Source organism: Aminiphilus circumscriptus DSM 16581 (assembly GCF_000526375.1).
Lineage (GTDB): Bacteria > Synergistota > Synergistia > Synergistales > Aminiphilaceae > Aminiphilus > Aminiphilus circumscriptus.
In genome coordinates this window covers 1,110,675-1,133,488 of sequence record NZ_JAFY01000002.1, presented here as the reverse complement: position 1 = coordinate 1,133,488, position 22,814 = coordinate 1,110,675, and the positions used below count along the sequence as shown (strand labels likewise).

Annotated in this window: 19 protein-coding genes and 1 riboswitch; of the genes, 4 read left to right on the top strand and 15 right to left on the bottom strand. The window is 63.5% G+C overall.

The annotated features are described in order from the left end of the window. Positions 1 to 283: 283 nt before the first annotated feature. A complete protein-coding gene (locus tag K349_RS0105930; protein WP_026368914.1) occupies positions 284 to 1,951 on the bottom strand; it encodes a 5'-nucleotidase C-terminal domain-containing protein in 1,668 nt (555 codons plus the stop codon). A 612-nt stretch (positions 1,952 to 2,563) separates the two neighbouring features. On the opposite strand from K349_RS0105930, the gene K349_RS0105925 reads away from it, so the two are divergent. Next, a complete protein-coding gene (locus tag K349_RS0105925; protein WP_026368913.1) occupies positions 2,564 to 3,727 on the top strand; it encodes an HD-GYP domain-containing protein in 1,164 nt (387 codons plus the stop codon). Positions 3,728 to 4,029: 302 nt separating this feature from the next. Here the strand turns inward: K349_RS0105925 and K349_RS17845 are convergent, their stop codons facing one another. From K349_RS17845 to K349_RS16530, 3 genes are all read right to left on the bottom strand, one after another. After that, a complete protein-coding gene (locus K349_RS17845) occupies positions 4,030 to 5,607 on the bottom strand; it encodes a sensor histidine kinase (protein ID WP_026368912.1) in 1,578 nt (525 codons plus the stop codon). After that, positions 5,604 to 6,254 (bottom strand): response regulator transcription factor, encoded by a 651-nt coding sequence (locus K349_RS0105915; protein WP_026368911.1) that lies wholly within the window; start codon positions 6,252 to 6,254, stop codon positions 5,604 to 5,606. The genes K349_RS17845 and K349_RS0105915 overlap by 4 nt, the downstream gene beginning before the upstream one ends. Before the next feature lie 119 nt (positions 6,255 to 6,373). After that, positions 6,374 to 7,267: a LysR family transcriptional regulator gene (locus K349_RS16530; RefSeq protein ID WP_034265020.1), complete on the bottom strand. Its 894-nt coding sequence runs from the start codon at positions 7,265 to 7,267 to the stop codon at positions 6,374 to 6,376. A gap of 258 nt (positions 7,268 to 7,525) precedes the next feature. Between K349_RS16530 and K349_RS0105905 the strand changes: the two genes are divergently transcribed. From K349_RS0105905 to K349_RS0105895, 3 genes are all read left to right on the top strand, one after another. Beyond that, positions 7,526 to 8,806 carry an APC family permease gene (locus tag K349_RS0105905; RefSeq protein WP_026368910.1) on the top strand — a complete coding sequence of 427 codons (1,281 nt, stop codon included), beginning with the start codon at positions 7,526 to 7,528 and terminating at the stop codon, positions 8,804 to 8,806. A 335-nt stretch (positions 8,807 to 9,141) separates the two neighbouring features. Beyond that, the gene (locus K349_RS0105900; protein ID WP_026368909.1) at positions 9,142 to 9,732 is read left to right on the top strand and encodes a DJ-1/PfpI family protein; all 591 of its coding nucleotides are present in this window, start codon (positions 9,142 to 9,144) and stop codon (positions 9,730 to 9,732) included. A 240-nt stretch (positions 9,733 to 9,972) separates the two neighbouring features. After that, positions 9,973 to 11,142: an ArgE/DapE family deacylase gene (locus K349_RS0105895; RefSeq protein ID WP_034264284.1), complete on the top strand. Its 1,170-nt coding sequence runs from the start codon at positions 9,973 to 9,975 to the stop codon at positions 11,140 to 11,142. Positions 11,143 to 11,377: 235 nt separating this feature from the next. Here K349_RS0105895 and K349_RS0105890 read toward each other — a convergent pair whose 3' ends face one another. The 11 genes from K349_RS0105890 to K349_RS0105830 all read right to left on the bottom strand — a co-directional run bounded on the left by K349_RS0105890 (position 11,378) and on the right by K349_RS0105830 (position 22,639). Next, positions 11,378 to 12,730: an L-serine ammonia-lyase, iron-sulfur-dependent, subunit alpha gene (locus K349_RS0105890; protein WP_026368907.1), complete on the bottom strand. Its 1,353-nt coding sequence runs from the start codon at positions 12,728 to 12,730 to the stop codon at positions 11,378 to 11,380. 1 nt (position 12,731) lies between these two features. Continuing rightward, positions 12,732 to 13,115, bottom strand: coding sequence for a Rid family detoxifying hydrolase (locus tag K349_RS0105885; RefSeq protein WP_026368906.1), 384 nt, complete (start codon positions 13,113 to 13,115; stop codon positions 12,732 to 12,734). Positions 13,116 to 13,179: 64 nt separating this feature from the next. After that, complete coding sequence (locus tag K349_RS0105880; RefSeq protein ID WP_026368905.1) at positions 13,180 to 14,478, bottom strand: TRAP transporter large permease; 1,299 nt, start codon at positions 14,476 to 14,478, stop codon at positions 13,180 to 13,182. A gap of 19 nt (positions 14,479 to 14,497) precedes the next feature. Further along, positions 14,498 to 15,064: a TRAP transporter small permease gene (locus tag K349_RS0105875; RefSeq protein WP_026368904.1), complete on the bottom strand. Its 567-nt coding sequence runs from the start codon at positions 15,062 to 15,064 to the stop codon at positions 14,498 to 14,500. Positions 15,065 to 15,149: 85 nt separating this feature from the next. Beyond that, positions 15,150 to 16,148, bottom strand: a complete 999-nt coding sequence (dctP, locus tag K349_RS0105870; RefSeq protein ID WP_026368903.1) for a TRAP transporter substrate-binding protein DctP — start codon at positions 16,146 to 16,148, stop codon at positions 15,150 to 15,152. Positions 16,149 to 16,482: 334 nt separating this feature from the next. Further along, a complete protein-coding gene (locus tag K349_RS0105865; RefSeq protein ID WP_026368902.1) occupies positions 16,483 to 17,391 on the bottom strand; it encodes a MurR/RpiR family transcriptional regulator in 909 nt (302 codons plus the stop codon). Positions 17,392 to 17,730: 339 nt separating this feature from the next. Next, complete coding sequence (locus tag K349_RS0105860; protein WP_026368901.1) at positions 17,731 to 18,393, bottom strand: methionine ABC transporter permease; 663 nt, start codon at positions 18,391 to 18,393, stop codon at positions 17,731 to 17,733. Further along, positions 18,362 to 19,423 (bottom strand): ATP-binding cassette domain-containing protein, encoded by a 1,062-nt coding sequence (locus K349_RS0105855; RefSeq protein ID WP_026368900.1) that lies wholly within the window; start codon positions 19,421 to 19,423, stop codon positions 18,362 to 18,364. The genes K349_RS0105860 and K349_RS0105855 overlap by 32 nt, the downstream gene beginning before the upstream one ends. 127 nt (positions 19,424 to 19,550) lie before the next feature. Then, on the bottom strand, positions 19,551 to 20,366 hold the full coding sequence (locus K349_RS0105845; protein WP_026368899.1) for a MetQ/NlpA family ABC transporter substrate-binding protein: 816 nt from the start codon (positions 20,364 to 20,366) through the stop codon (positions 19,551 to 19,553). A gap of 422 nt (positions 20,367 to 20,788) precedes the next feature. Beyond that, positions 20,789 to 20,889: riboswitch (SAM riboswitch) on the bottom strand. 378 nt (positions 20,890 to 21,267) lie between these two features. Beyond that, the gene (locus K349_RS0105835) at positions 21,268 to 22,362 is read right to left on the bottom strand and encodes a virulence RhuM family protein (protein WP_026368897.1); all 1,095 of its coding nucleotides are present in this window, start codon (positions 22,360 to 22,362) and stop codon (positions 21,268 to 21,270) included. Next, a complete protein-coding gene (locus K349_RS0105830) occupies positions 22,352 to 22,639 on the bottom strand; it encodes an SAM-dependent DNA methyltransferase (RefSeq protein WP_211240328.1) in 288 nt (95 codons plus the stop codon). Before K349_RS0105830 ends, K349_RS0105835 begins: the two co-directional genes overlap by 11 nt. Positions 22,640 to 22,814: the final 175 nt, after the last annotated feature.

Below are 22,814 nucleotides of genomic sequence, written 5' to 3'. Positions count from 1 at the left end.
ATCGCAGCATAGGACGTCCCGACGTATCGCGCCGCATCCTCTCACCTCCTCAAAAATCGCGCTTCTTCAGAAGAGAACGCCTCGGAAAGCATACGTATTCTATAGAGGAGATACAAAGGTTCGCATGGGAGAAACTACAGAAACTCTCTTTTGATCATCACGTTCCGCGACACTTGAGAGGAACGCTTCTTGCCACCGTTCCTCTCAAGTGAAGACTCCAAGGAGCAAAAGGCTTCGAAGTCCCTGCGGCATCCTTCCAAAGGAAGCGTCGGCACGCTCGTTTTTACCGGCGGATGCGCGGCTCCTCCGCCGTCTTCTCCACGACGCCCAGGTAGCTCAGGTAGTCCACGAAAACGTCCGCGTCCGTGTATCCCGTGTCGTAGCCACGCCCCACCGCGTCCTTGATTTCCCTGAGCACCGAATAACCGTCCCCGCCGTTCGCCAGGAAGCTCAGGGTGACGAGGCGGTACTGCTTCGCCTTGTCGAGGGGCTTTCCGTCCACGAGAATGTCCCTGGCCGTTCCGTCCGCGAAGGTGGCGGTCAGGCCGGAAAAATGCGGGAAGCCGCCCTTGCCCGCGGAGACCTTTGCGGCGGCGTCCAGAAAACGTTGCAGATCCTCGCCGGAAAGATCGAGCGCGTAGAGGGTGTTCCCGAAGGGAAGCACCGTGAGCACACTTCGGTAGGAGATGTCCCCTTCGGGGATGGAGGCGCGGATGCCGCCTCCGTTGAGAAAGGCCACACTGGCGTTGGTCTTCCAGCGCATGGCGTCGGTGAGGAGGTGCGAGAGGTTCGTCTCGCCGCTCCGCACATGGTCGCGCTCGCCGTCGAGCAGGATCTTCGTCTCGCCCACTTTTCTGTCGAGCCCCTCGGAGCCGACCTCGGCGAAATAGTCCAGCGCCGTGGCGACCTCCGGATCGGCGGGAACGGAATCCCCCACGAGCCCGTAGACAGCCTTCCCCGCCGCGTCCTTTCCGATCTCCTTCTTCACGTTGATGGGAAGCGCCTTCCACGTCGCGGCGACGATCCGGCCCTGCTCCACCTCCAGATCCAGACGCCCGAGATATTCCCCGTAGGCTCCCGCCTGCACGACGATGGCATCGCCCACGCGCTGCAGGTCGTCGAAAAGGGTGTGGGAGTGCCCGTCCACGATCACGTCGAGGCCGGGGACCTTTGCCTCGGCGAGGGCTTTCGATGTGGTGATCCCCTCGTCCTCGGCGCCGGCGGGCCATCCCAGGTGGGTCAGGGCAACCACCACGTCCGCGCTCTTCGCCAGAAGAGGCACGAGCGCCCGGGAGACCTCGACGGCGTTCCGGAAGACAAGCCCCTTCGTGTTCTCCGGATCGGTGGCAATGGGTGTGGATTCGGTGGTGAGACCGTACACCGCAACGGTCACGTCGCCGAACTCCCTGATCAGAGGTGCATCGAAGGGGAGTTCGTCGCCGCTCACGATGTTCGAGGCAAGAAAGGGAAAGCGGGCGAAACGCCGCTGCCGGTAGAGCGTGTCTCTGGCATTGTCGAACTCGTGATTGCCGAGGGTGACTGCGTCCAGGCCGAGCATGTTGAGCGCCACGATGTCCGGAATGGCGGACTGAATGTCCGATTCCGGCACGCCCGTATTGATGTCCCCGGCGTGGAGAAAGAGCACGTGGCCTCCCGCGGCTTCGACTTCGGCCCGGATGGCCTTCACCAGCGTGGCCATGGGTGCGAAGCCCCCCACGTCGGGCGCGCCCCCGGCATTGAAGGGCCAGGAGTGCCCGTGCGTGTCGTTCACGTGGAGAATGGTGAGCCGGGCCGCGTCGGCGCCACTTCCCCACAACAGGACGAAGAGAAAGACCGCCGCAAGCCAGATCCCCCACACCCGATCTCCTGGCGCTTTCGCCCTGCGCGCCGCATTTTCCGCGGAAACGCACGCGCCCGTTCCCGACTGCTCTTTCCGAGTGTTCCGTGCCATACCGCACTCCTCCTTCATGTCGAATGGGCGAGGGGACATTTCCTTTCCCGCGGGAGGGAGTCCGCACCCCCACCGCAGAATTGCTTCGGCGCACCGTGCCCCTCGCCTTTCGGGGGAACATGCCGCCGCGCCGCGCTGTTGCATTCCATTATAAACGAAGAGGCGCATCACCCGCCGCGGATTCCGGAAATCCGCCCCACGAATACCCTGCGCCGCAAAAGAAACGCCGCGGGCATCCGCCCCCCGACAGAAATCTGTCACTCGAACACAAAAAGGCACTCCTGGAAAAGTGCGGCTCATCGCCGCAGACTCCCGCCGAACACCATGAAAACCTTTTTGCACAATGTGACGCACACATCTGGTCGCCGCTCGCCATGACAGCCTTTTCACCACGTGACGCATACGGCAAAGAAACCCCGACGCCCCGCCTCTTTCGGAACACCACGACACGACCGACAAAAGACACCGCTTCCAACTGGGCAAAAAGGCCCCTGTTCAAAGAGCATTCCTGCTCTGGCAGAAAAAAAGCAAAATCTTTACAATGGTGTTCAAAAAAGATTCTCCGCTCGACATGAATTGAAGAAACGCTTCGGGAAGAGGGGGAGTGTCCCGGTGTACGTGGTGCGACGCGTTGCTGTCTCGAACATGCATCAATGCAAGGGAATTCTCGCCGAGGACGTGGTGGGAAAGGACGGAGCCCTCCTTCTTCCGAGAGGATCGGTCTATCCCTGGAACGGGGATGCGGCGGCGGTCTCGGAAAACCTGCTGCGACAGGGCGTGGACACACTCCTCGTTCGGGAGGAACTCTCCATCTCCGTGGAGGAGCTGGAGAATCTGCTCCGCCAAGGTGAGATTCCCGTAGCCAGAGTGGATCCGGAACTTGCGATGAAGACCGTGCGCCAGATCGGCGAGGTCTTCGAACGCATGTACGAGACCGGAGGGGCCGAGGAGGATCTCACGGACCTCGCCGCTACGGGACGCCTTCTCGCCCGGGAACTCTCCCGGACGCCCCAGATTCTTTTTTCCCTCGCGGCGGTACGGGACGCCGACGAGTACACTTACGTGCACTCCCTCAACGTGGCGCTTCTCACGGGCTTTCTCGCCTCCAGGCTCTTTCCCGACCGGACGGACCTGGTGGAAGCAGCCACAACGGGAGGGCTTCTTCACGATCTTGGCAAGGCGAGGGTCCCCCTGGAGATCCTGAACAAGCCCGCCAAACTGGACGACCGAGAGTTCTCCATCATGCGGAATCACGCCCTCTGGGGAGAGGAACTGGCCCAACGAGGTGGCGTGACGGATCCCCTCATCCTGAGTGTCATCCGTTCCCACCACGAACGCTGGCAGGGAGGCGGCTATCCCGACCGCCTCAGCGGCAGTGAGATCCCTCTTCTCGGAAGGGTCGGCGCAGTGGCGGACGTCTTCGACGCCCTCACCTCCAAACGAGTCTACAAAGAGCCTTCCGCAAAACGCCAGGCGCTGAATCTCCTCGTGGACCACGCGGGGGACCATTTCGATCCGCACATCGTCCAGACGCTGCTCGCCGCCATCGGTCTCTTTCCTCCCGGCTCGGTGGTGGAACTCTCCGACGGGCGGGTCGGCATCGTCCTCGCCTCCGCGGGACGCGATCTGATACGTCCCCGGGTGCTCGTTTCGGAGACGAGCTGGCACGACACGGCGGGAATGCAGATAACCACCTCCGTGCTCGATCTGAGCGACCGAGCGGCCCCCCGGATCGTCTCCATTCTGGGTGATCTGGGAAAGATCCCCCTTCCCTGACGGAAAGCCTTTCCGAAACAGAAAACCCCACCCCGTTCCCTCGGAGACCTTCGCACAGACAGGGGCAACCGCCGAAAATCCGTCCGGCACCGGTGCCCCGCGTCGCATCCCTCCTCCGGGGGGAAAACTTTTTCCGGATTCTGTCGGAGTGAGGGGAGACCGCGCTTTCCACGTTCCCCGGAGAGAAAAGAAACCCCGGACTCACGCAAGGAGACGGCGCAAGGACCTTGCTTTTGCACTTCCGGGACGTGTCCCGGAAACAAAGAGGTGCTCCGAGGAGCGCCCAGCCCATCCCCTTTCCGCTAGATCCTCCCCCCGTTCCCTCCGGGAAGAAGAACCTGCAGGACGCTTCCGCCCTCGGGAGCGGCGGCAAGGGAAAAAGTGCCGCCGAAGAAAGCGACCCGCTCCATCATGCCCACCACCCCACGATGCCCCGCGGCGCGAAGTTTTTCCGGATCGAGGCCGCCGGGAACACCCGAACCGTCGTCCCGCAGCTCGAAACAGACTCCATCCTCCGTGCCCACGAGGTGCAGCCGCAGGTGCGTCGCGCCGCCATGGCGCACCGCATTGGCCACCCCCTCCTGAAAGATCCGGAAGAGGGCGAGCACGCGATCCCTCGAACAGTCGAGCCCCCCCTCGCCCGTCACCGTCACGGTCACGCCGAAGCTCCGGGCAAGACGATTTCCCAGTTCTTCCATGGCCTGAAGCAATCCAAGATCAATCCAGGGCGGGGAAAGGGCATCGCAGATCCCCCGCAGCTCCGCCAGGGCAAAGCCGGCGGCATCCTCGGCCCGGGCGAGATGCTCTTCCCGGGCATCCGCGGAGGACGCATCGTTCCCCAAGGGCGCCTCGACCTTCCGGGCGCCCCCGGCGAGACGGGCGAGCTGCACCCGCTGGATCAGGGAGGAGACGATCTGCAGGGGGCCGTCGTGGAGATCCCGGGCGATGCGGCTCCGCTCTTCCTCCTGGGCAGCGAGGATGTCCCCCACGTAGCGGTGCTGCAGTTCCTCCTTTTCCACCGCCGCGCCGGAGAGGAGTGAAAGCGCCTCCCCGAGGTCGTGCATTTCCTCGACAAGAAAGCCCCGGGGCGGGGCGAGCCGCTCCTCTCCCCAGCGCAGTTCCTTCACCTCTCCGGCCTGACGGCGCAGAGGGAGGACGAGCCACCGCCACTGAAACCACACCGCCACCAGCCCCAGCGCGGCCATGGCCAGCACCAGCACGGCCCAGAGCGTCCCCTGGTGCCCCAGAGGCCCGAGCATGCGAGGGACCGACACGGCGACCACGATGACGAACCGCCCGTCCTCCGGGGATGCAAACGCGACGGTGAACCGCTCCCCCAAGGGACTCCGGATCCGGGCGGGGGCGGAAGAGGTGACCTGGTCCTTCGGCAGCGACCGGAGGTGCTCCGCCACGGCGGGAAACGCCTCGGCGGCCCCGGGCGATCCCCGCAGAAAGCCCCCCTCCGCCGTCGTCAGGGCGACCCACCCGGGAACGGGAGGCCCCTCGGCAAAAAGGCGCTCCTGCCGCCGCCGCTCCATCATCTCCCGCATGCGCAGGGGCATGGAGGAATGCGACTCCGGAGGCGGGACGAACGACTCCCCGCCGGGGGAAATTTCGGGAGGGCGGGGCGACTCGCCTCTCGGGGGCGATTCCGTTCCGGGACCGACCGCGTGCCCCCTCCTGCCCGAGCCGTTCTGCAGAGCGGCCTGGTTGTCCTTCCAGGAGGCGGCGATGCTCTCCGCGAGATTCGCCGCGTAGGTCGCCGCGAGGGACTCCACGGCCTGCTTCTGCCGCATGAGGGCGATTCCCGAGAGGGCGAAGACCACGAACATGGGAAGCGCCACCCAGAAGGAAAGGATCAGGAGCAGGTGCCGCCTCACGGCTCCCCGTCCTCCAGCAGCTCGTCCAGAAGCAGCATGCCGTGCTTGATCGCCAGAAGAAGCGCCTCGGTCTTGTTCTTCGCCCCGAGCTTGCCGTAGGCGGACCCGAGATGAGCCTGGACGGTGCGCTCCGCAATATGGAGCACCGCTCCCGTCTCTTTCATGGAGAGTCCCCGGGAGGCGAGGAGCAGCACCTCCCGTTCCCGCTCCGTGAGGGGTTCCACCAGCACGTTCTCCGCACCCACCACATGGGAGATCTGGGAGTCGAGGTACATGCCGCCGCTCATCACCACGTCGATGGCCCGCTGCAGTTCCCTCACCGCCGAGGACTTGACCACGAACCCCTTTGCCCCTGCGGCGAGCGCCGCGAGCACGTACCCCTGGGCGTTGTAGGCGGTGAGCATGATCGCCCGGGTGGGAACTCCCTCGGCGCGAAGCTTTCGGGCCAGGGCGATGCCGTCCTCCCCGGGCATGCGAATGTCCAGAAGCGCTATCTGGGGCCGGGTGGCGACGAGAAGGCGCCACGCCTCGACGCCATCCTCGGCCTCTCCGACCAGTTCCAGTTCCGGAGCCTGTTCCCGGAGGAACGCGGCGATTCCGGAACGAGTGAGGGGATGATCATCCGCGAGCAGAACCGAAACAGCCATGTCGTTCCTCCTTGACAAGAGCCTCGCTCTCCCTGGGCGGTGATCCAAACCGCCCCCTGCTCCATACGCTTTCCATAAGAGACGCAAGCCCTACGGCTCCGTAACACCCCCGTTTGGCGTCACTGCCATTCCCGGGCGGCGTCGATGCAGATGCGGGCGAACTCCTTCGCCGCCGGAGAGATCCACCCGTTGCGCCGCCAGGCGATCTGGGTGACGAAACGCTCCAGCTCGGCATCGCACCGGAGCGCCGTCATGCGCCCCGAGGCAAGTTCCTCCCGAACGGCCATGCGGGGAAGAAAGGAAATTCCAAGGCCGCTCTCGACGCAGCGCTTGATGGCCTCCATGCTCCAGAATTCCATCTGTTTGTCCGGCAGAATGCCCCGCTCGCGGAAGAAATGCTCCATGAAAAGGCGATAACTGCACCCCTGCTCGGTGACGATGAGGCAGGCATCGAGGCGCCGTGCCGCCAGAGCGCGCTCCAGCAGGTCCTCGTCCGTTCCCGCGGCGGCGACGAAGAGCATGGGTTCCTCCACGAGGGTGACCACCTCCAGGTCGGGCAGCCGCACGGGCTGGGAAATGAGCACCACCAGATCCGTCTCGCCCCGGCGAAGCCAGTCGATCATGATGGGACACTGGGAATTGCGGAGGCTCAGGGAAACCCCAGGAAAGCTTCGCCGGTAGGTCTCCAGGACACCGTTCAACCGGTACACCGTGACGGATTCTCCCGCGGCGATGGCGAGTTCTCCGTGGATTTTTCCTTCCTCGCCGGCCATGTTCCGAATGCGTTCCTCCAGGGCCATCATTTCCTCGGCGTAGCGCAGAAAACGTTTTCCCGCGGAGGTGAGAAGCACCCGGCGCCCGGACCGCTCGAAGAGGGGCAGGCCGACCTCTTCCTCCAGGGCCTGAATCTGGGTGGAAACGGTGGACTGGGTGTATCCGAGCTGTTCCGCCGCACGGGTGAACCCCCCCAGCGCAGCAACCTTGCGAAACGTGGCGACATAACGTGTGTCCATGACCGCTTCTCCGTCCTTTCTGTCTCCCGTTCCCGGAAATTTCCGCCCGCTCCGGCGCCAGGCAGACACTCCGGAGGCCCGCCGTCCGGGGCGGAAAGCTTTCCCTCCCGAAAAGGTCCACCCTCGACGGCACCCGGCAAATCATCGATTTTTTCGATGGCTCTTATCACTATGTTCAATTTTACCAATCGAACCCTATCCCGTATAGTGACAACGCTTCCGAAGAGGGAAGCGCACACTATTCGGAGGTGGACCGACATGAAGGAAACATCCTCACGGCGCCTGAACGCGCTGTCACTGAGCGGGCTTCTCGTGGGTCCGGTGCTCGGATCGGGAATCATCCTGCTCCCTCCGCTGGCGCTGGAGCGGGTGGGAGATCCGGCTCTTCTCGCCTGGGGGGTCACGCTGGTTCTCATGGGGCTCTTCGCCTGGATCACGGGAGCGCTGGCGATCCGCTACCCCGGAAGCGACGGCCTCGTCGGAGCCGTTCGGGTGGCCTTCGGCATGCCCCTGCGAAACCTCTGCGCCTGGTTCCTCACCATCGCCGTCTGCTTCGGCCCGACGGCGGTGCTCCGCACGGCGGAGCGCTATCTCGCACCGATCCTCCCGGGCCTTTGGGGAGCCCCGGGAATGATTTCGGCGCTTCTCCTCGCCCTGTGCGCGGGCGTTCTGCTCTGCAACATCTCCTTCGTGGGAAGCCTTTCCTTCTGGGCGTCCACCTTCGTCGCGGGAATCCTCGTCACCGGCGGCGCCTATGCCCTGGCCACCGCCCCGGACACGCAGATCCTGGAACGCACACTGAATGCGGCCGCCGCCGCCGATCCGTCGTCCTTCGGATCGCTGCTGCTCCTTCTCTTCTGGGCCATCATCGGGTGGGAGATCCTCGGCAACTACACACCGGAGATCGCAACCCCCCGCCGCACCGTCCCGAGGGCGGTGACGCTCGCCTTCCTCGCGGTGGCGGTGATCTACGGCACGGCGGTGGGAGCGCTTCAGTTCGCGGTCCCGCCGCATGCCGGAACTCCCCTGACCATGGCGGCCATCCTTGAGCCGCTCTTCGGCACCGCCGCCGCGCCGCTTTTGGGCATCCTGGCGCTTCTTCTCTGCGGCTGCACCTACATCATGTTCGTGGGAGGCGTGGCGCGCCTGCTCCTTGCCCAGGGCGAGGAAGGGCACCTTCCCCGCCTCTTCGCCCGAAAGAACGCCCTGGGTGCTCCCGCTTCGGCGGTGCTCTTTCTCGCGGCCTGTCACGGCATCGTCCTCTTTGTACAGGGGCAGGGATTCTTTTCCCTCGAAGGCGCGGTGGAAGTCGCCAACGCCTTTTTGATCTGCAATGCCGGGCTCGCCGTCCTCGCGGGGGCGAAACTGCTCCCGTCCCCGACGGCGAAGGTCTGCTCCCTGCTCCTCGCCGGAGCGTTCTTCGCCATCTTCGCCTTCTCCCCCAAATGGGTTCTTCTCGTGGTGCTGCTCCTCGTTCTCGGCACCGTCGCCGCGGAACGGCGCCTAAAAACGCCTGCCGAGGCGCAAACCATCCGGTGAGACCGTCCGAACCGGCGGTGCTGCGCGCACCGCCGCTGCCCCCGGAGAAGAACGCCGCGCTCCCGAAAAGCGCGGAAGCACACGAAAATCCCCGGCAGAGGGAGCTCCTCCGATGCGGAAGGCTCTTCGCAACCCCCTCGTTCTCCAGACAAGCGGACGGAGACGACGTTTCAGGCCGATGCTCCCGCCTTCCCGCCGAGATCCTCGTTCTCCAGACAAACGGGCACGGGGACGACGTTTCCTTTCCACGCCGCCAAGCACCTCGGGCACGGCACCACAACATTCCGGAGAGGCGTCCCGGAGAGGCCGCCCGACGCAAGAGAGGGAGGAAAAAAATGCGCACAGTTGGAATCTACGTTTTCGACGACATGGAAGTGCTGGATTTCGCCGGTCCCTTCGAGGTGTTCGCCGTGACGGGCGAATTGAGCGGCTGGACCCTCTTCAAGGTCCTCACCATCGGCGAGACCGCCCGGGTCGTCCGGGCCGTGAACGGACTCCGGGTCCTCGCGGACTTCGGGATTGCCGACCATCCCCCCGTGGATGTGCTCGTGGTGCCGGGAGGCGCGGGATCGAAGACGGAAATGCACAAGGAAAACGTCCTCGCCTGGGTACGCGATGTTACGGCGCGGTGCGAACTCACCTTCTCGGTCTGCTCCGGCGCGTGCATCCTCGGCGCGGCAGGGCTTCTGGACGGTCTGGAGGCCACCACGCACCACGAGGTTCTTCCCAAGCTCCGCGAGGTCGCTCCCCGAGCGATCATCCGGGAGGATCTTCGCTTTACCGACAACGGACGGATCTGCACCTCCGAAGGAATCTCCGCGGGCATCGATCTGTCGTTGTACCTGGTGGAACGCCTCTGCGGAAAGACCGTGGCGGACAGAACCCGGGTGTACATGGAATACGGGGACTGGCGGGAACGACGCTGAAAGGACAGCACCATGCCTCCTGAGCAGCGATTGACTTTTCAAAATTTCATGGATCGTGCGCTTTTTCTTGAGAAAAAATGAAAAGGTCTCGCAAAAAACCGAAGGAAACGTGTGCTTCATCGGCAACAAGAATCTTTTCTCTAATCGGAGTATTCCGCCTTTCTCGGGAGCGCATGCCGAACGGGCACCGATTCGCTATACTGCACAGGAGACATTCCGAGAAGGAAAGGACTTGATCCGATGTCCGCGAACGCTCCTGTCATCGACAAGGGAAACCTCTTCGACACGTTGCGTGCCATGGTCGCCATCGACTCGGTAAACCCCTCCCTGGTCCCCGGAGGGCGTGGCGAGGCGGATATCGCCGCCTGGCTCGGAGAACGCATGGCCGCCCTGGGACTGGAGGTGGAGGTCGCGGAGATCGCTCCCTCCCGCTACAACGCCGTGGGCATCCTCCGCGGTACTGGAGGCGGCAGATCGCTCCTCCTGAACGGTCACACGGACACGGTGGGCGTCGAGGGCATGACGATCCCGCCCTTTCTCGGAGACTATCGGGACGGGCGCCTCTACGGTCGGGGCACCATGGACATGAAGGGAGGCGTGGCCGCCCAGCTGGCGGCGGTCAAAGCCCTTGTGGACGCGGGACTGCGGCCGAAAGGCGACGTGATCCTCGGCTTCGTCGCCGACGAGGAGTACGCGAGCCTCGGCACGGAAGTGTTGCTCCGAACAGTCCGGGCCGATGCGGGCATCGTCTGCGAGCCCACGGACCTCGGAGTCTGCGTGGCCCACAAGGGGTTCGTCTGGGCACGGGTGGACGTGGCGGGAGTCGCCGCCCACGGCAGCCGTCCCCTGGAGGGCGTGGACGCCATCGTGAAGGCGGGAAAATTCCTCGCCGAACTGGAAGCGCTGGAAGAACGCCTCAAGGAACGGACGCATCCTCTTCTGGGCGCGCCGTCGGTGCACGCCTCGACCATTCGGGGAGGGCGTGAGCTCTCCACCTATCCGGATTTCTGCCGCATCGAGCTGGAAAGGCGGACGCTTCCCGGCGAGAACAGCGCTCTGGTGGAGCGGGAACTCCAGACAATCCTGCGGGAGATCCGTTCCCGGGACAACAACTTCCGGGCCAACCTGGAGATTCTCTTCTCCCGGCCACCCCTCGAGGTGGACCCTTCCCTTCCCATCGTGGAAGCGCTCCGGGGAGCCTGCTCCCATGTGCTCGGGCGCATTCCGGACTTTTCCGGCATGAGCGGCTGGCTCGACTCGGCCCTTCTGGCGGAGGCGGGCATTCCCACGGTCATCTTCGGCCCCACGGGATACGGCCTGCACGGCGCGGAGGAGTTCGTGGAGTTCGACTCCGTGGTCGCCACGGCGGGAGTTCTTGCGGAGACCATTCTGATGTTCTGCGGCTCCTGAGAAAACGACCCACGAACGCAAAGGCGGACACCACAGCCGCAGCAAAACGTAAAGAGCGAGGACCTTGAGCGGAAATTCCGCTCAAGGTCCTCGCTCTTTTTTTCTTTCCGTGCTCCGGCCTTTTTCCTTCCGGTCCCTTTGCCAGAGCCCCGGGCCCCTCGCACCGAAAAAGCGGGTTCGGCGCGGGGCAACACCCGCCCTTGCGGAAAACCTCCCGACGCGCCTCGGGGAAAGCTCAGCGCGTCCCTTCCGAGGGCTCTCCATCGAGAAGGATTTCCAGCACCGACCGATCCACATCGCGCATGCCCACGTCGGTGATCTTGCGCAGGTTGTCCATGGAATGCTGAAAATTCCGTCCCACAATGCCATTCCGCTCGGGCAGAAACGCTCCGCCCAGGGCCGCCATGGCAGCGCTCTCCACGGCGGCGCCCGCCGAGGTAGCCATCTTGAGAGCACAGCCGTACTTGGCGCCGTCGCAGAGCATGCCCGTGAGATTGCCCATCATGAGATGCACCGCGTTCTCGATCTCCCTGGCACGCCCGCCCAGAAGCCAGGCGATTCCTCCCGCGGCACCCGTCCCCGCCGCCACCGCACAGCCGCAATGAGGCGTGAGTATGCCCGTGCGGCTCTTGATGACCCCCACGATGAGCAGGGAGAGGGCGAGCGCCCGGTTCGTGGCCTCCCAGGATACCTGGTAATGGCGCGCCGCGAGCCCCACGGTGAGAAAGAGAGTGATGCCGTGATTGCCGCTGCCGTAGCAGCCGAAAATGGGCACGTCGCACCCTGCCATGCGGGCGTCCGCGGCGGCGGCCACTTTGCGCTTCACCCGGTTGACGAGATCGTCCCGGAGAAAGCTCTTCCGGGCGAGAAACGCGTACTGCGCCCCCAGCCCCAATCCGACCGGGGACGAGGGGGTACCGCATCCACCCCGTTCCCCCGCTTTGGCCGCGGCGAGGTTCATGCCCACTCCCTCGGCGAGGAAATCCAGTTCCTCCATGTCGAAGGACTCCACTGCGAGGAGAAGATCCTCCATGCTGCAGCCGCTGACCACGTCGAGGAGATCCGGATCGCCGTCATCCTCCGCCGTTTCCTGGGCGAGGACGGTGCGCACGCCGTTCGTCACCGTCTCCACGATACGGTCGTGTCCGCCCCGAATGACCGCCTCCCCCACGCCCCTATCCGTCTCCACGAGGGCCTTCACATAGATGGGAGGCTCCTCTCCGGCGGCACGGAATTCCATGGGCCAGGCCCGCACGCACTCCTTCGCCCGGACCACGTCGTCCGCGGTGACACCCCGGAGAAGGCGCAGCCCCTCGTCGGGATCGCCCCGGAGAATCGCCAGGGCCACCGCCAGGGGAAGACCGATTTCCATGGTCCCAGGGATGCCCACGGAGATGGCGTCCTTATAGATGTTGCGGTCCATCTCCACCACGATGCGCCGCACGTTTCCGCCGGTGAGACGGTAGGCAGCGGCGGCGGCAAGTCCCACCGCAACGGGGTCGGTGCACCCCACGGTAACGAAGGTGTGCCTGCGCAACATCCGGCGAAAGGGCTCCCGGGCCTCCCTCGAAAGCATCGTTCCGTTCATGTCATCCTTTGTAGGCAACGATGTCGATCTCCACTTTCGCGTTCAGGGCCATGCCGGAAACCTCCACGAAACAGCGGGCGGGGAAGCTGCCGGAGAAATAGGAGGCATAGACCTTGTTGATCTCGGGGAAGTCCTTCATGCTCGCCGCGTAGATCACGGCCTTCACCACGTGGTCGAACGAAAGCCCCTGGGAGGAAAGAACGCCCTGGATGTTCTTCATGACCTGGTGCGTTTCCGCGGCGGGATCGCCGTCCCCCACCATTTTGCCCGTGGCCGGGTCGAGCGCGATCTGCCCGCTCAGGTAGAGGAAATCTCCCGCGTAGGTCCCCTGACTGTAGGCGCCCACCGCTGCCGGGGCCTTGTCCGTGACGACTGTCTTTCTCATGATCGATCCACCTCCGTCGAATATGGCCGCGCTCTACAGGAGCGCGAAGAGCGAAGTGTCAGTTCTATCTGATGCCCAGGATCATTCTGGGAAGCAGAAGCGAGAGATCCGGGAAAAAGGTGGTGAGCAGCAGCACCGGCAGCCAGCCGAAGCAGATCAGCACCAGCGTGGGATAGAGCATTCCGTTCACCGCCGCGCCGTTCAGACGTCCGCTGAGGTAGAGCACCGGCGCCGTGGGGGGCGTGATGTTCCCCATCCCGAGATTCACGCCGAGAATGGCCGCGAAATGGATGGGATGGACGCCGATGGCGGTCACCACGGGAAGCAGAATGGGCGTGCAGAGCATGACCGCGCTCACGTCGTCCATGAGCATGCCCATGACGACCATGAAGACGTTCACCATGAGGAGAATCCCCACCTTGCTGCTCGTGACGGACTGAAGCAGGGCCAGCAACTCCCCTGGAAGATCTTCCATGATGTAGAGACGGCTCAGGATCATGACGGAATAGAGCATGACCATGATGACCCCCGTGGTGGTGGCGGACTCCACCAGGACCTTCAGGAACTCCCGCCCGTTCAGCCCCTTGTAGACGAAGAACCCAACGGGAACCGCGTAGACCGTGGCGAGGGCGGCCGCCTCGGTGGGGGTCATGAATCCACCGTAAATCCCCCCGAGGACGAGCACGGGAAGAAAGAGCGCCGGGAGCGCCCGGGTGGTGCGCTTGCGCACGAGCGCCGAAAATTCTCCCGGCGCGAGGGGTTCCGCCAGGACGAGATCCGGATTCTTCCGCTGCATCCACATGTTGATCGCCGCGAAGAGTATCGTGAGGATCACCCCGGGGATCACCGTGGCGAGGAAACAGGCCAGCACGGACTGCCCTCCCACCCAGGAGTAGAGGATCATGATGGCGCTGGGCGGAATGAGGATGCCCAGCACGGAGGCGTTGGCGAGAAGTGCCGCCGCGTACCCCTTGGAATAGCCCGCCTTCTCCAGGCGGGGAAACATGATGGAACCGATGCAGGAAAGGGTGGCGCAGCAGCTTCCCGTGATGGAGCCGAAGACCGCGCAGGACACCACCGCAACGGCGCCGAGACCGCCCCGGATCCGCCCCACGAAGAGGTCCACCACGTCGATGAGTTTCTCGCCGATGTTGCCGCGCTCCATGATCCCCCCCGCCATGATGAAGAGCGGAATGGCGAGGAGCACGATGGTGCTCATCTTGCTGTACCCGTAGGGAAGCAGAAAGCTCGGGTCGTACCCTCCCAGAACGATGACGTACACCGAGGAGGCGAGGAAGGCGAAGGGAACGGGAATGCCCACCACGAGAGTGACGAAAAGCAGAACAAGCGCGCCGATGATCATGCCGCATCCTCCTCCGGAATCATTCGCCCACCTCCCGGAGATGTTCCGGGTCTTTCCGCCAGGCTGCAGCGAGGACCTTTCCGTCCTCGAGGACGTTGCCGGCAAAGTAGACGGACATGAGCACCAGGCCGAAGAAAATGGCGCTCTGGGGGATCACCAGCGGAATGCGCCACACCGGCGTGGCACCCCCCTTTTCGAGCCCCCAGGCGAACATGCGCCACCCCCACCAGGCGAAGAGTGTGGAGAGGCCGAACGTGCACAGGGAGGCGAGGCAGGCGAGAGCCGCCTTGAGCCTGGGATTCTTCACGTAGACCGACACCACGTCGGCGGTGATGTGACTCCGCTCGTAGGCACCGAAGGCACCTCCGGCGAAATAGAGCCAGTAGGCGAAGATCACGATGATCTCCTCGCTGCCGTAGAGATCGGTACGGAAAACATAGCGCAGAACCGCCGCAATGCTGATCCCCACGGCAACGACGATACTGCAGACGATCATGATGCCCTTCTGGAGCCCCAGAAGAGCGTGCCCCAGCATGCCGTTTCCGAAGGGGTTTCCCCGTCGCCGGGGCGTGCAGTCGCTCGCCAAGGGACAACGCTCCTTTCTTTCCGCGATGCCGGGACGATCCGGGGTTCTACCGGGAACCCCGGCCGTTCACCGGCGGTACAGCGTTCTACTGGTACTGCTTCGCCAGTTCGTCCATGATCTCGGGAGTCAGGCGGTCCCGCAGGCGGGGCCAGGTGGTCTCCCGGGTGTAGTCCGCGAGAGCGGCAAGTTCCTCGTTCGAGAAGGTGTTCACCGCGATGCCCGCCTCGCGCATCTTCTCGAGGTACTCCGTGTCGTCCTGCTGGGCGATCTCGGTGCTCTTGGCCTGGAGTCCGGCGATGACATCCATGAACATCTTCTGGTCCTCCGGGGAGAAGCTGTCCCAGAGGTTTTTGTTGATGAGCCAGCACTCGCTCTCGAGATGGGAGTTGTACTGGTAGTAGTTCTTGATCACGTCCCGGAAACTGAGGTAGGTCAAAACGGGAGGACCGCCGCTCCATCCCTGGGCGACGCCGGTCTGCAGGGCCGTGTAGAGTTCGGCGTAGGGAACGGAGATGGTGGTGTACCCCAGGTCGTCCGCGTGGAGCTTGAACACGTCCATGGGGGGCACCCGGAGCAGGACGTTCTTCTTCGCCTTGGGATCCGCGGCGTTCTCCACGGGAACCGTGGTTGCAAAGCCGCCGAGACCTTCGATGTTGAAGCCGAGGAGCTTCACGCCGAGCTTCTCGTGAATCGAGCCGAGGGCCCTCACGATAAAACCGTCAGGAGCGAAGAAGGTCTTCACCTGGTCATAGTTCTCGACGAGATAGGGAACGTAGGTCAGTTCAAGGCGCTGGTCGAACTGGCTGGGAATGTTGATGAGGGCCATTTCCAGCGTTCCCCGCATGATCTCTTCGTACACCTGGGTGTAGTCGCCGAGCTGGTTCGCCGGATAGACCTTGATCTCGAACCGACCGCCGGACTGCTTCTCGATGGCTTCCTTGAACTCGAACTGGTGCTTCGTGGCCTGGTGTTCCATGGGGCTCTGACCAGCCATGCGGATTTTGACCGTCTCCGCCGCCCATCCCGAAACGGCGAAGAGAACCGACAACGCAACGACGAGGATGCCGAATACCATTTTTCTCATGAAATGACGTCACCTCATTTCTTCTGTCGGAGCGGAAGATTGACTCCGCTTCCTTCCGAAAACCACCCACCGCCACTGCGGGTTTCCTTTCCGCGACGCGCCCTCCGATACCGGATCGCCCTCCGGAGGAGGACACACCGCCGGCCAGCCACGTCCCCTTCACCTCGGACCGATACACCCGCTCTCCCTCCGATCCCTCACCCCCCTCCCGTTCATCCCGAACGCCGCCGCGCCGGACCCGATGCAGGCACCGGAGCCCTTCACAACCACGGAAACGCACAAAAACTCCGATGTTTGAAACATATTCCCTGCTGCCACCGTTTTTTCCGACCGGCTAGAGCAGACCGAGAATGTCCACGTCCTGCCTGAGGAAATAGCGGTCCTTGCCGGCGAACTCCTCGAAGGCCCGCACCTGCCCCCGGGAACGTTCCGCGTCCTTCAGAAAAACCCCGATGAGCAGGGAATGGACCAGGGCCATGGCTCCCGCCAGAGGGTCGATGAAGGTGATGAACTTCATGGGCACGGGAAAGAGCACGTCCGAGAGAGGGGCCAGAGGCGAGAGCACGCTGTCCGTGATGCCGATGACCGGCACACCCTTGGCCTTGAGAAATTCCACCGTGGTCTGGATGCGCCGGGGATACCTGGGAAAGCTGAAGACCAATGCCACCGAATCGGGACCGATGTCCTGAACGGCATTGAAGACCCGCACGTCCAGCGTGGTGGCGCTCTGCACGTTCGCCCTCAGGACACCCAGAAAGAACGCCGCGTAGGAGGCGACGCAGGCGTTGGGCTCGTACCCCACCACAAGGACCTTCTTCGCCCCGGAGAGCAGATCCACCGCCCGGTCGTAGGCGGCGGCATCGACGGCGTCCCGCGTTTCGTTGAGAATGCCCGCCTCCAGCGCGAAAACTTTGGCGAAGAGCGTGTCTCCGGAACTCTCCCTGTCCAGGGGAAACCTCCGGAGCGAGGAAATGTCCTCCTGGAGCAACGCCTGAATTCCCGCCTGGAACTCGGCGAACCCCGTATAACCGAGCGCCGTGGCAAGCCGCGACACCGTGGCGTCACTGACCCCCGCCGCAGCGGCGAGAGCGACGGAGTTCATGAACGCCGCCTCGGAACCGGATTCCACGATGAAACGAGCCAACTGCCTCTGTTTGGGGCTCAACCGCTCCCCCATCGTTCTGATGCGCTCCAGCACGGAACCGTTCGGATGCTCTTCCGTTCTTCGCACGTGCTTCGCCATCGGTAACGACTCCTCTTCTTCAAAAATTTTTTCTGAAGAAAATTTTTCATCACTCCGTGTCCTCTTTGTATCCCAACCGTCTTGTTCTGTCAATCCGCCGGGATGAATCGCGACGGGCCACACGCGGACTACACCACGCAACGCCGACGCCCCTGCCGTCGTATGAACTATGAACGCGGCAGGGGCGTCGACGTTGTCATGAAGAAAATCCGGCGGGTTCAGACCAACACCCTCCTGAAACGTTATAAGAGCAAGCGGGGCGGAACGCGGCTCTGAGACATCCCGGGGCCGCACCCGCCCCCCGTCTGCAATGCCCTCGTTCACCCAACTCCCCGGCGCTCAGCTTTTTCCGTCGCGGCGGAGGCGCCGGGCGAGCAGATCTCCCGTGGCCTGACAGAGGTGCACCAGAGCGATGAGAACCGCCACGGTGACGAGCATCACGTCGAGGCGGAAGCGCTGGTAGCCGTAGCGGATGGCGAGATCCCCCAGCCCGCCGCCGCCGATGGCTCCGGCCATGGCGGAATAGCCGATGAGGTTGATCACCGAGAGGGTGAGCCCCCCCACGATGGCGGGGAGCGCCTCGGGGAGCAGCACCTTCCGGATGACCTGCCAGGGCGTGGCCCCCATGGCGAGGGCCGCTTCGATGACCCCTCCGTCCACCTCGCGGAGCGCCCCCTCCACGACCCGTCCCACGAAGGGCGTGGCCGCGATTGCCAGGGGCACGATGGCCGCGACGGTGCCGATGGTGGTCCCCACGACCATCCTCGTCACGGGAAGAAGAAGCACCAGAAGGATGATGAAGGGCGTGGAGCGCGCCGCGTTGACGATGCTCCCGAGAAGTCCGTTCACCGCACGGTTCTCCAGAATGTGCCCCTTTCCGGTCACCAGAAGCACCACCCCCAGAGGGAGCCCGAAGAGAAAGGCGAGGGCGCTGGAAACACCCACCATGCAGAGGGTATCCGCAAACGAGCTACATAGCACGGCGAAGAGCTTTTGCGACATAGCCGGCCACCTCCACTCTGAGATCCAGCGCGCGCAGCGCCTTGAGCGCCGCCTGCCGCTGTCGCTCCTCCCCGGAAAGACCGATCACCAGGGTTCCGTAGGGCATGTTGCGCAGATGATCGATGTGAGCGGTGAGGATGTTCACGTCCAGATCGAACCGCCGGATCAGATCGCACATGACGGGCTCCGCGGCGATGTCGCCGAAGAAGCGGAGCCGGAGGACGAGATCGCTCCCCGGAAGGGGCTCCCGGGAAAAATCGAGCCCCGCGAAGGACTCGGGAAGCTCCGCGTCGAGGTCCTGCCCCAGCATGTCCCGGGTAGCCCGCTCCTTCGGATCGGCGAAGATGTCGAACACCGACCCCTGCTCCACGATCCGCCCCTTTTCGAGAACCGCCACACCGTGGCAGATCTCCTTGACGACCTGCATCTCGTGGGTGATGAGCAGGATCGTGAGCCCCAGCTTTTCGTTGATGTCCCGAAGCAGCGCCAGAATGGACCGGGTTGTTCCCGGGTCGAGGGCGGAGGTGGCCTCGTCGGAGAGGAGCACCTCCGGATTGTTCGCCAGCGCCCGGGCGATGCCCACCCGCTGCTTCTGCCCTCCCGAGAGCTGGGAGGGATAGTGGTCCCTCCGCTCCTCCAGCCCCACGAGCGCGAGCAGCTCCGCCACGCGGCACCGGATGTCCTCCTTCGGCCACCCCGCCAGTTCCAGGGGAAGGGCGACATTGCCGAAGACCGTGCGACGCGACAGAAGATTGAAGGACTGAAAGATCATGCCCACCTTCTTCCGGGCCTGCCGCAGCGCATCTCCGGAGAGGGAGGTGAAGTCAACCTCCCCCACCTTCACGGTCCCCGCCGACGGACGTTCCAGCAGATTGACGCAGCGGATGAGCGTGCTCTTTCCCGCCCCGCTCTGGCCGATGATCCCGAAGATCGCGCCGTCCGGGATCTCCAGGGTGATGTCGTCGAGGGCCTTCACGGCCCCCGTGCCGGTGCCGTAGACCTTGGTCAGACCGCGCAGGGAGATCGCCACGGCGCACCGCCTCCTTTCGCGGCCCCCGCGCCCGCGGAGACCGCCCGTCCCCGGAGGCGCGAAACACCCCCTGCTCTCGTTCCGGAAAAAACACCCATCGCCCGCACCTCCCGTGTCGCTTCCGACCCTACCATGCGGGAACGAAGGCGCCCTTGAAGCGCTCCAGCATGAACCGCTTCACGTCCTCCGTCTGGTAGGCCTCGACGAGCTTCCGGAAGACCGGCCGGTCCTTGTCCGCCTCCCGGACCACGATGAGATTCGCAAAGGGGGATGTGGCGGGATCCTCGATCAGCAGCGCGTCCGTCATGGGCGACAGCCCCGCCTCCACGGCGTAATTCACGTTCACCGCCCCGAGATCCACGTCGTCCAGAGAGCGGGGAAGCTGGGGTGCCTCGATCTCCACGATCCTGAGCTTTTTGGGGTTTGCCACGATGTCCAGCACGGACGCCCTGTATCCCAACCCCTCCTGAAGTTTGATGAACCCCTGCCGCTCAAGGAGCACCAGGGCGCGCCCCACATTGGCGGGGTCGTTGGGCACCGCCACGGTGGCCCCGTCCTTCAGCTCGGCAATGTTCTTGATCCTCTTCGAGTAGAAACCGAGGGGGCAAACCACGGTCTTGGCGATGGACACGAGGTGATAGCCCCGGTCCTTGTTCTGCGTGTCCAGAAAGAACTGATGCTGATAGGAGTTGGCGTCCAGATCCCCCTGGTCGAGGGCCGCATTGGGCGCGATGTAGTCGCTGAACTCCACCACCTTGAGATCGATCCCCCGCGCCCGCGCCCCCTCCCGGACGAACTCCAGCACCTCCGCGTGGGGGCCCGCCGTGGCGCCCACCCGGAGCTTCTCCAGCTCCTCCGCCGAAGAGCGCGTTCCCCCCGCCGCAACGCACAGCACAAACGCAACCGCAGCCACTGCTCCACGCACAACCACATTCGTTCTCATGATGTCGTCTTCCTCCCTTGCGGTGATGTCCGCATCGTCCCCGCCGGGCCGTGTCTTCCGGCCCCGGCGATCCTTTCCTCCGCGCTTCTTCCGAGTGCGCCGCCCGTCGCCTTTGCCGTCACCGCACCAGCGTCCACCTCCCTTTCAGAGCACAAAAAAAGGCCGGGATCCCAAGCGGATCCCGGCCAGTCCGGAAAGCGACGAATCAGCAGCCGCCGGTCCTTCCTGGAGGAGATCCGCCGTCGTCGCACATCATCATGGTGCACATCATTCCGTTCGTGAACCGTTTCGTGAAGCATCGGGTCATGTCGGTCTCCTCCTTTCCCTTGAACTGCCGCATGGGAACGCACAAAAAACGCACAAACACAAAAAAAGTCTCTTCCCCGGAATCGAGGAAGAGACCATATTGGCAACACCGCCTCGACCATCTTCCAGGAAATCCTGCAGGAATTGGCACCTTTTCGCTTTCGCGAAGGTTGCCGCGGTTTCGTAGGGCCTGTCCCTCCACCGCTCTGGATGCGTCGATCCCTATTCAGTTGTTGCGGGTAGTATAGAGAGCCCCCTGGATTTTGTCAACGGGCCGGAAAACCTTTTGTGACGGAACCGGGAGAACGTCATCCCTGAAACGGGACAGGGGAAATGCCATCCGTCATTCTCTACGGACGATGAGGAGCGATATTTTCTCGGACCTGAAGGAAGCGAAAAAACGGCGGCTCCGGGCAGAGTTGCAACACGTCCGGAGAGACCATCTCCCGCCCGGTCCCGTGCTGCCCGCGAAGGATTTACGACTCCACCCTCATACGGCACATCCCGCGTGTGCCCGGCGTCCCGGTACTGGCTACATGGTGAAGGGCCCCTGATCTTACCCACCTTTGATAGACACTATCTTGTTGCGCGTCCTTCATTTCTTTTCCCTCGTTGTTTTCCGTAGCGCCTTGTCTTTTTCCGGCGGCTCCTTTATCTTTCCACCCGCCAGTTGCCTCGTCTCTTCGAGAAACCGGTCGAAGTCGCTCGCGGGCTGCACTGCTTCCAGCCTGCGTCGTTCTTTATCGTATTTTCCAAATTCTTCCAGAGCGCGCTCTTCGGCCACTTGATGGGAGATGCGGCCTGCGTGTGTAAGAATATTCCTCTCGTTGAACTGCAAAAAGGCGTCGAGTTTTTTCACCCAGTCGGCCATGTACATGGGTTTGTGACGTCGCGCCATGTCCTCGGCGTAATCGAGATACATGGTGACCACGCGGTTGAGTTCGCGGATTTCCTCTTCCGAGAGGTAATTCTTGGCCACGGTCACATCGGCCTTGCGGATGGGACCGTGGGGTGCGTTTCTCCAGGTGGCCAGGCCCATGTGGAGCTTGTTCGCATCGGAGCGCTGATAGATGATCTCCGCGGCGGTGTGGCCGTGAATGGCCCAGTGGAGTTTGTTCTGCACCGTGGCGAAAAAGGTCTGGGCGATCTCGGCTTTGGGATCGTAGTCGATGCTGGTGGCGTAGATGTCGGTGATCTTCTGATAAAACAGCCGCTCGGAGGCGCGAATATCGCGGATGCGTTCGAGCAGTTCTTCGAAGTAGTGATCCCCCAAGGTGCGGCCCTCTTTGAGCCGATCGTCATCCAAGGTAAAGCCCTTGACCAGCAGCTCCGAAAGCCGGGCGGTAGCCCACTGGCGGAAGGCGGCGCCGCGGCTGGAACGGACGCGGTAGCCCACCGCCAGGATGGCTTCCAGATTGTAGTGGTCCACCACGCGGGAAACCTGCCGCGAGCCTTCGGTTTGAACTCTCCGGAATTTCCGGACAGTTGCCTCTGGCTCCAGCTCTCCTTCTTCGTAGATGTTGAGCAAATGCTCGTTTATCGTTTTGACTGATACCTGGTACAGTTCGGCCATCAGCCGCTGGGTGAGCCAGACGGTCTCGCCGTCGAGACGCACCTGCACGCGAAGGGAACCATCCTGATAGATGAGAAGCTGGCCCTCGGGTGGAACCAACACCGGTTTATTCTCCATACCCCAGCTCCTTCAGATTTTCAGCAATGGCTGCATCGAGTCGGACCGCCTCCGCCTGCTGCTCGCGGAGCTGGGTGACAAGTCGCCGCATCTTCTCATCGAACGGTTCGCCATCGTATTCCTGCACCTCGGCGCCGACGTAGCGACGGGAGTGAGCACGTGGCCGTGTTTGCGCACCTCCTCCAGCGGGACACTCCTGCAGAAACCGGGCACATCGGCGTACTTGCCGGCCCCCTTCTCGCCGCGCCAGGCGCGGTACGTATCGACCATGCGCCACAGTTCGGCCTCATAACCGATCGTGGCACCGGCGGTACCGCCTGTTTGCGCCTTGCCTTTTCGCTTCGCCATGTTGCACCTCGCGAAATTTTCGGGTATGGCTACAGCCACGGGCGTCTTACCTCAGCCACGTGTCGCCGGAAAGATGGACCGACGATGGACCGGCACGGTTCTCC

Coding starts and splice junctions, on each gene's coding strand:
- K349_RS0105930 (WP_026368914.1), bottom strand. CDS start 1,951: ATGGCACGGAACACTCGGAAAGAGCAGTCGGGAACGGGCGCGTGCGTT.
- K349_RS0105915 (WP_026368911.1), bottom strand. CDS start 6,254: ATGGCTGTTTCGGTTCTGCTCGCGGATGATCATCCCCTCACTCGTTCC.
- K349_RS16530 (WP_034265020.1), bottom strand. CDS start 7,267: ATGGACACACGTTATGTCGCCACGTTTCGCAAGGTTGCTGCGCTGGGG.
- K349_RS0105905 (WP_026368910.1), top strand. CDS start 7,526: ATGAAGGAAACATCCTCACGGCGCCTGAACGCGCTGTCACTGAGCGGG.
- K349_RS0105900 (WP_026368909.1), top strand. CDS start 9,142: ATGCGCACAGTTGGAATCTACGTTTTCGACGACATGGAAGTGCTGGAT.
- K349_RS0105895 (WP_034264284.1), top strand. CDS start 9,973: ATGTCCGCGAACGCTCCTGTCATCGACAAGGGAAACCTCTTCGACACG.
- K349_RS0105890 (WP_026368907.1), bottom strand. CDS start 12,730: ATGAACGGAACGATGCTTTCGAGGGAGGCCCGGGAGCCCTTTCGCCGG.
- K349_RS0105885 (WP_026368906.1), bottom strand. CDS start 13,115: ATGAGAAAGACAGTCGTCACGGACAAGGCCCCGGCAGCGGTGGGCGCC.
- K349_RS0105880 (WP_026368905.1), bottom strand. CDS start 14,478: ATGATCATCGGCGCGCTTGTTCTGCTTTTCGTCACTCTCGTGGTGGGC.
- dctP (WP_026368903.1), bottom strand. CDS start 16,148: ATGAGAAAAATGGTATTCGGCATCCTCGTCGTTGCGTTGTCGGTTCTC.
- K349_RS0105865 (WP_026368902.1), bottom strand. CDS start 17,391: ATGGCGAAGCACGTGCGAAGAACGGAAGAGCATCCGAACGGTTCCGTG.
- K349_RS0105860 (WP_026368901.1), bottom strand. CDS start 18,393: ATGTCGCAAAAGCTCTTCGCCGTGCTATGTAGCTCGTTTGCGGATACC.
- K349_RS0105845 (WP_026368899.1), bottom strand. CDS start 20,366: ATGAGAACGAATGTGGTTGTGCGTGGAGCAGTGGCTGCGGTTGCGTTT.
- K349_RS0105835 (WP_026368897.1), bottom strand. CDS start 22,362: ATGGAGAATAAACCGGTGTTGGTTCCACCCGAGGGCCAGCTTCTCATC.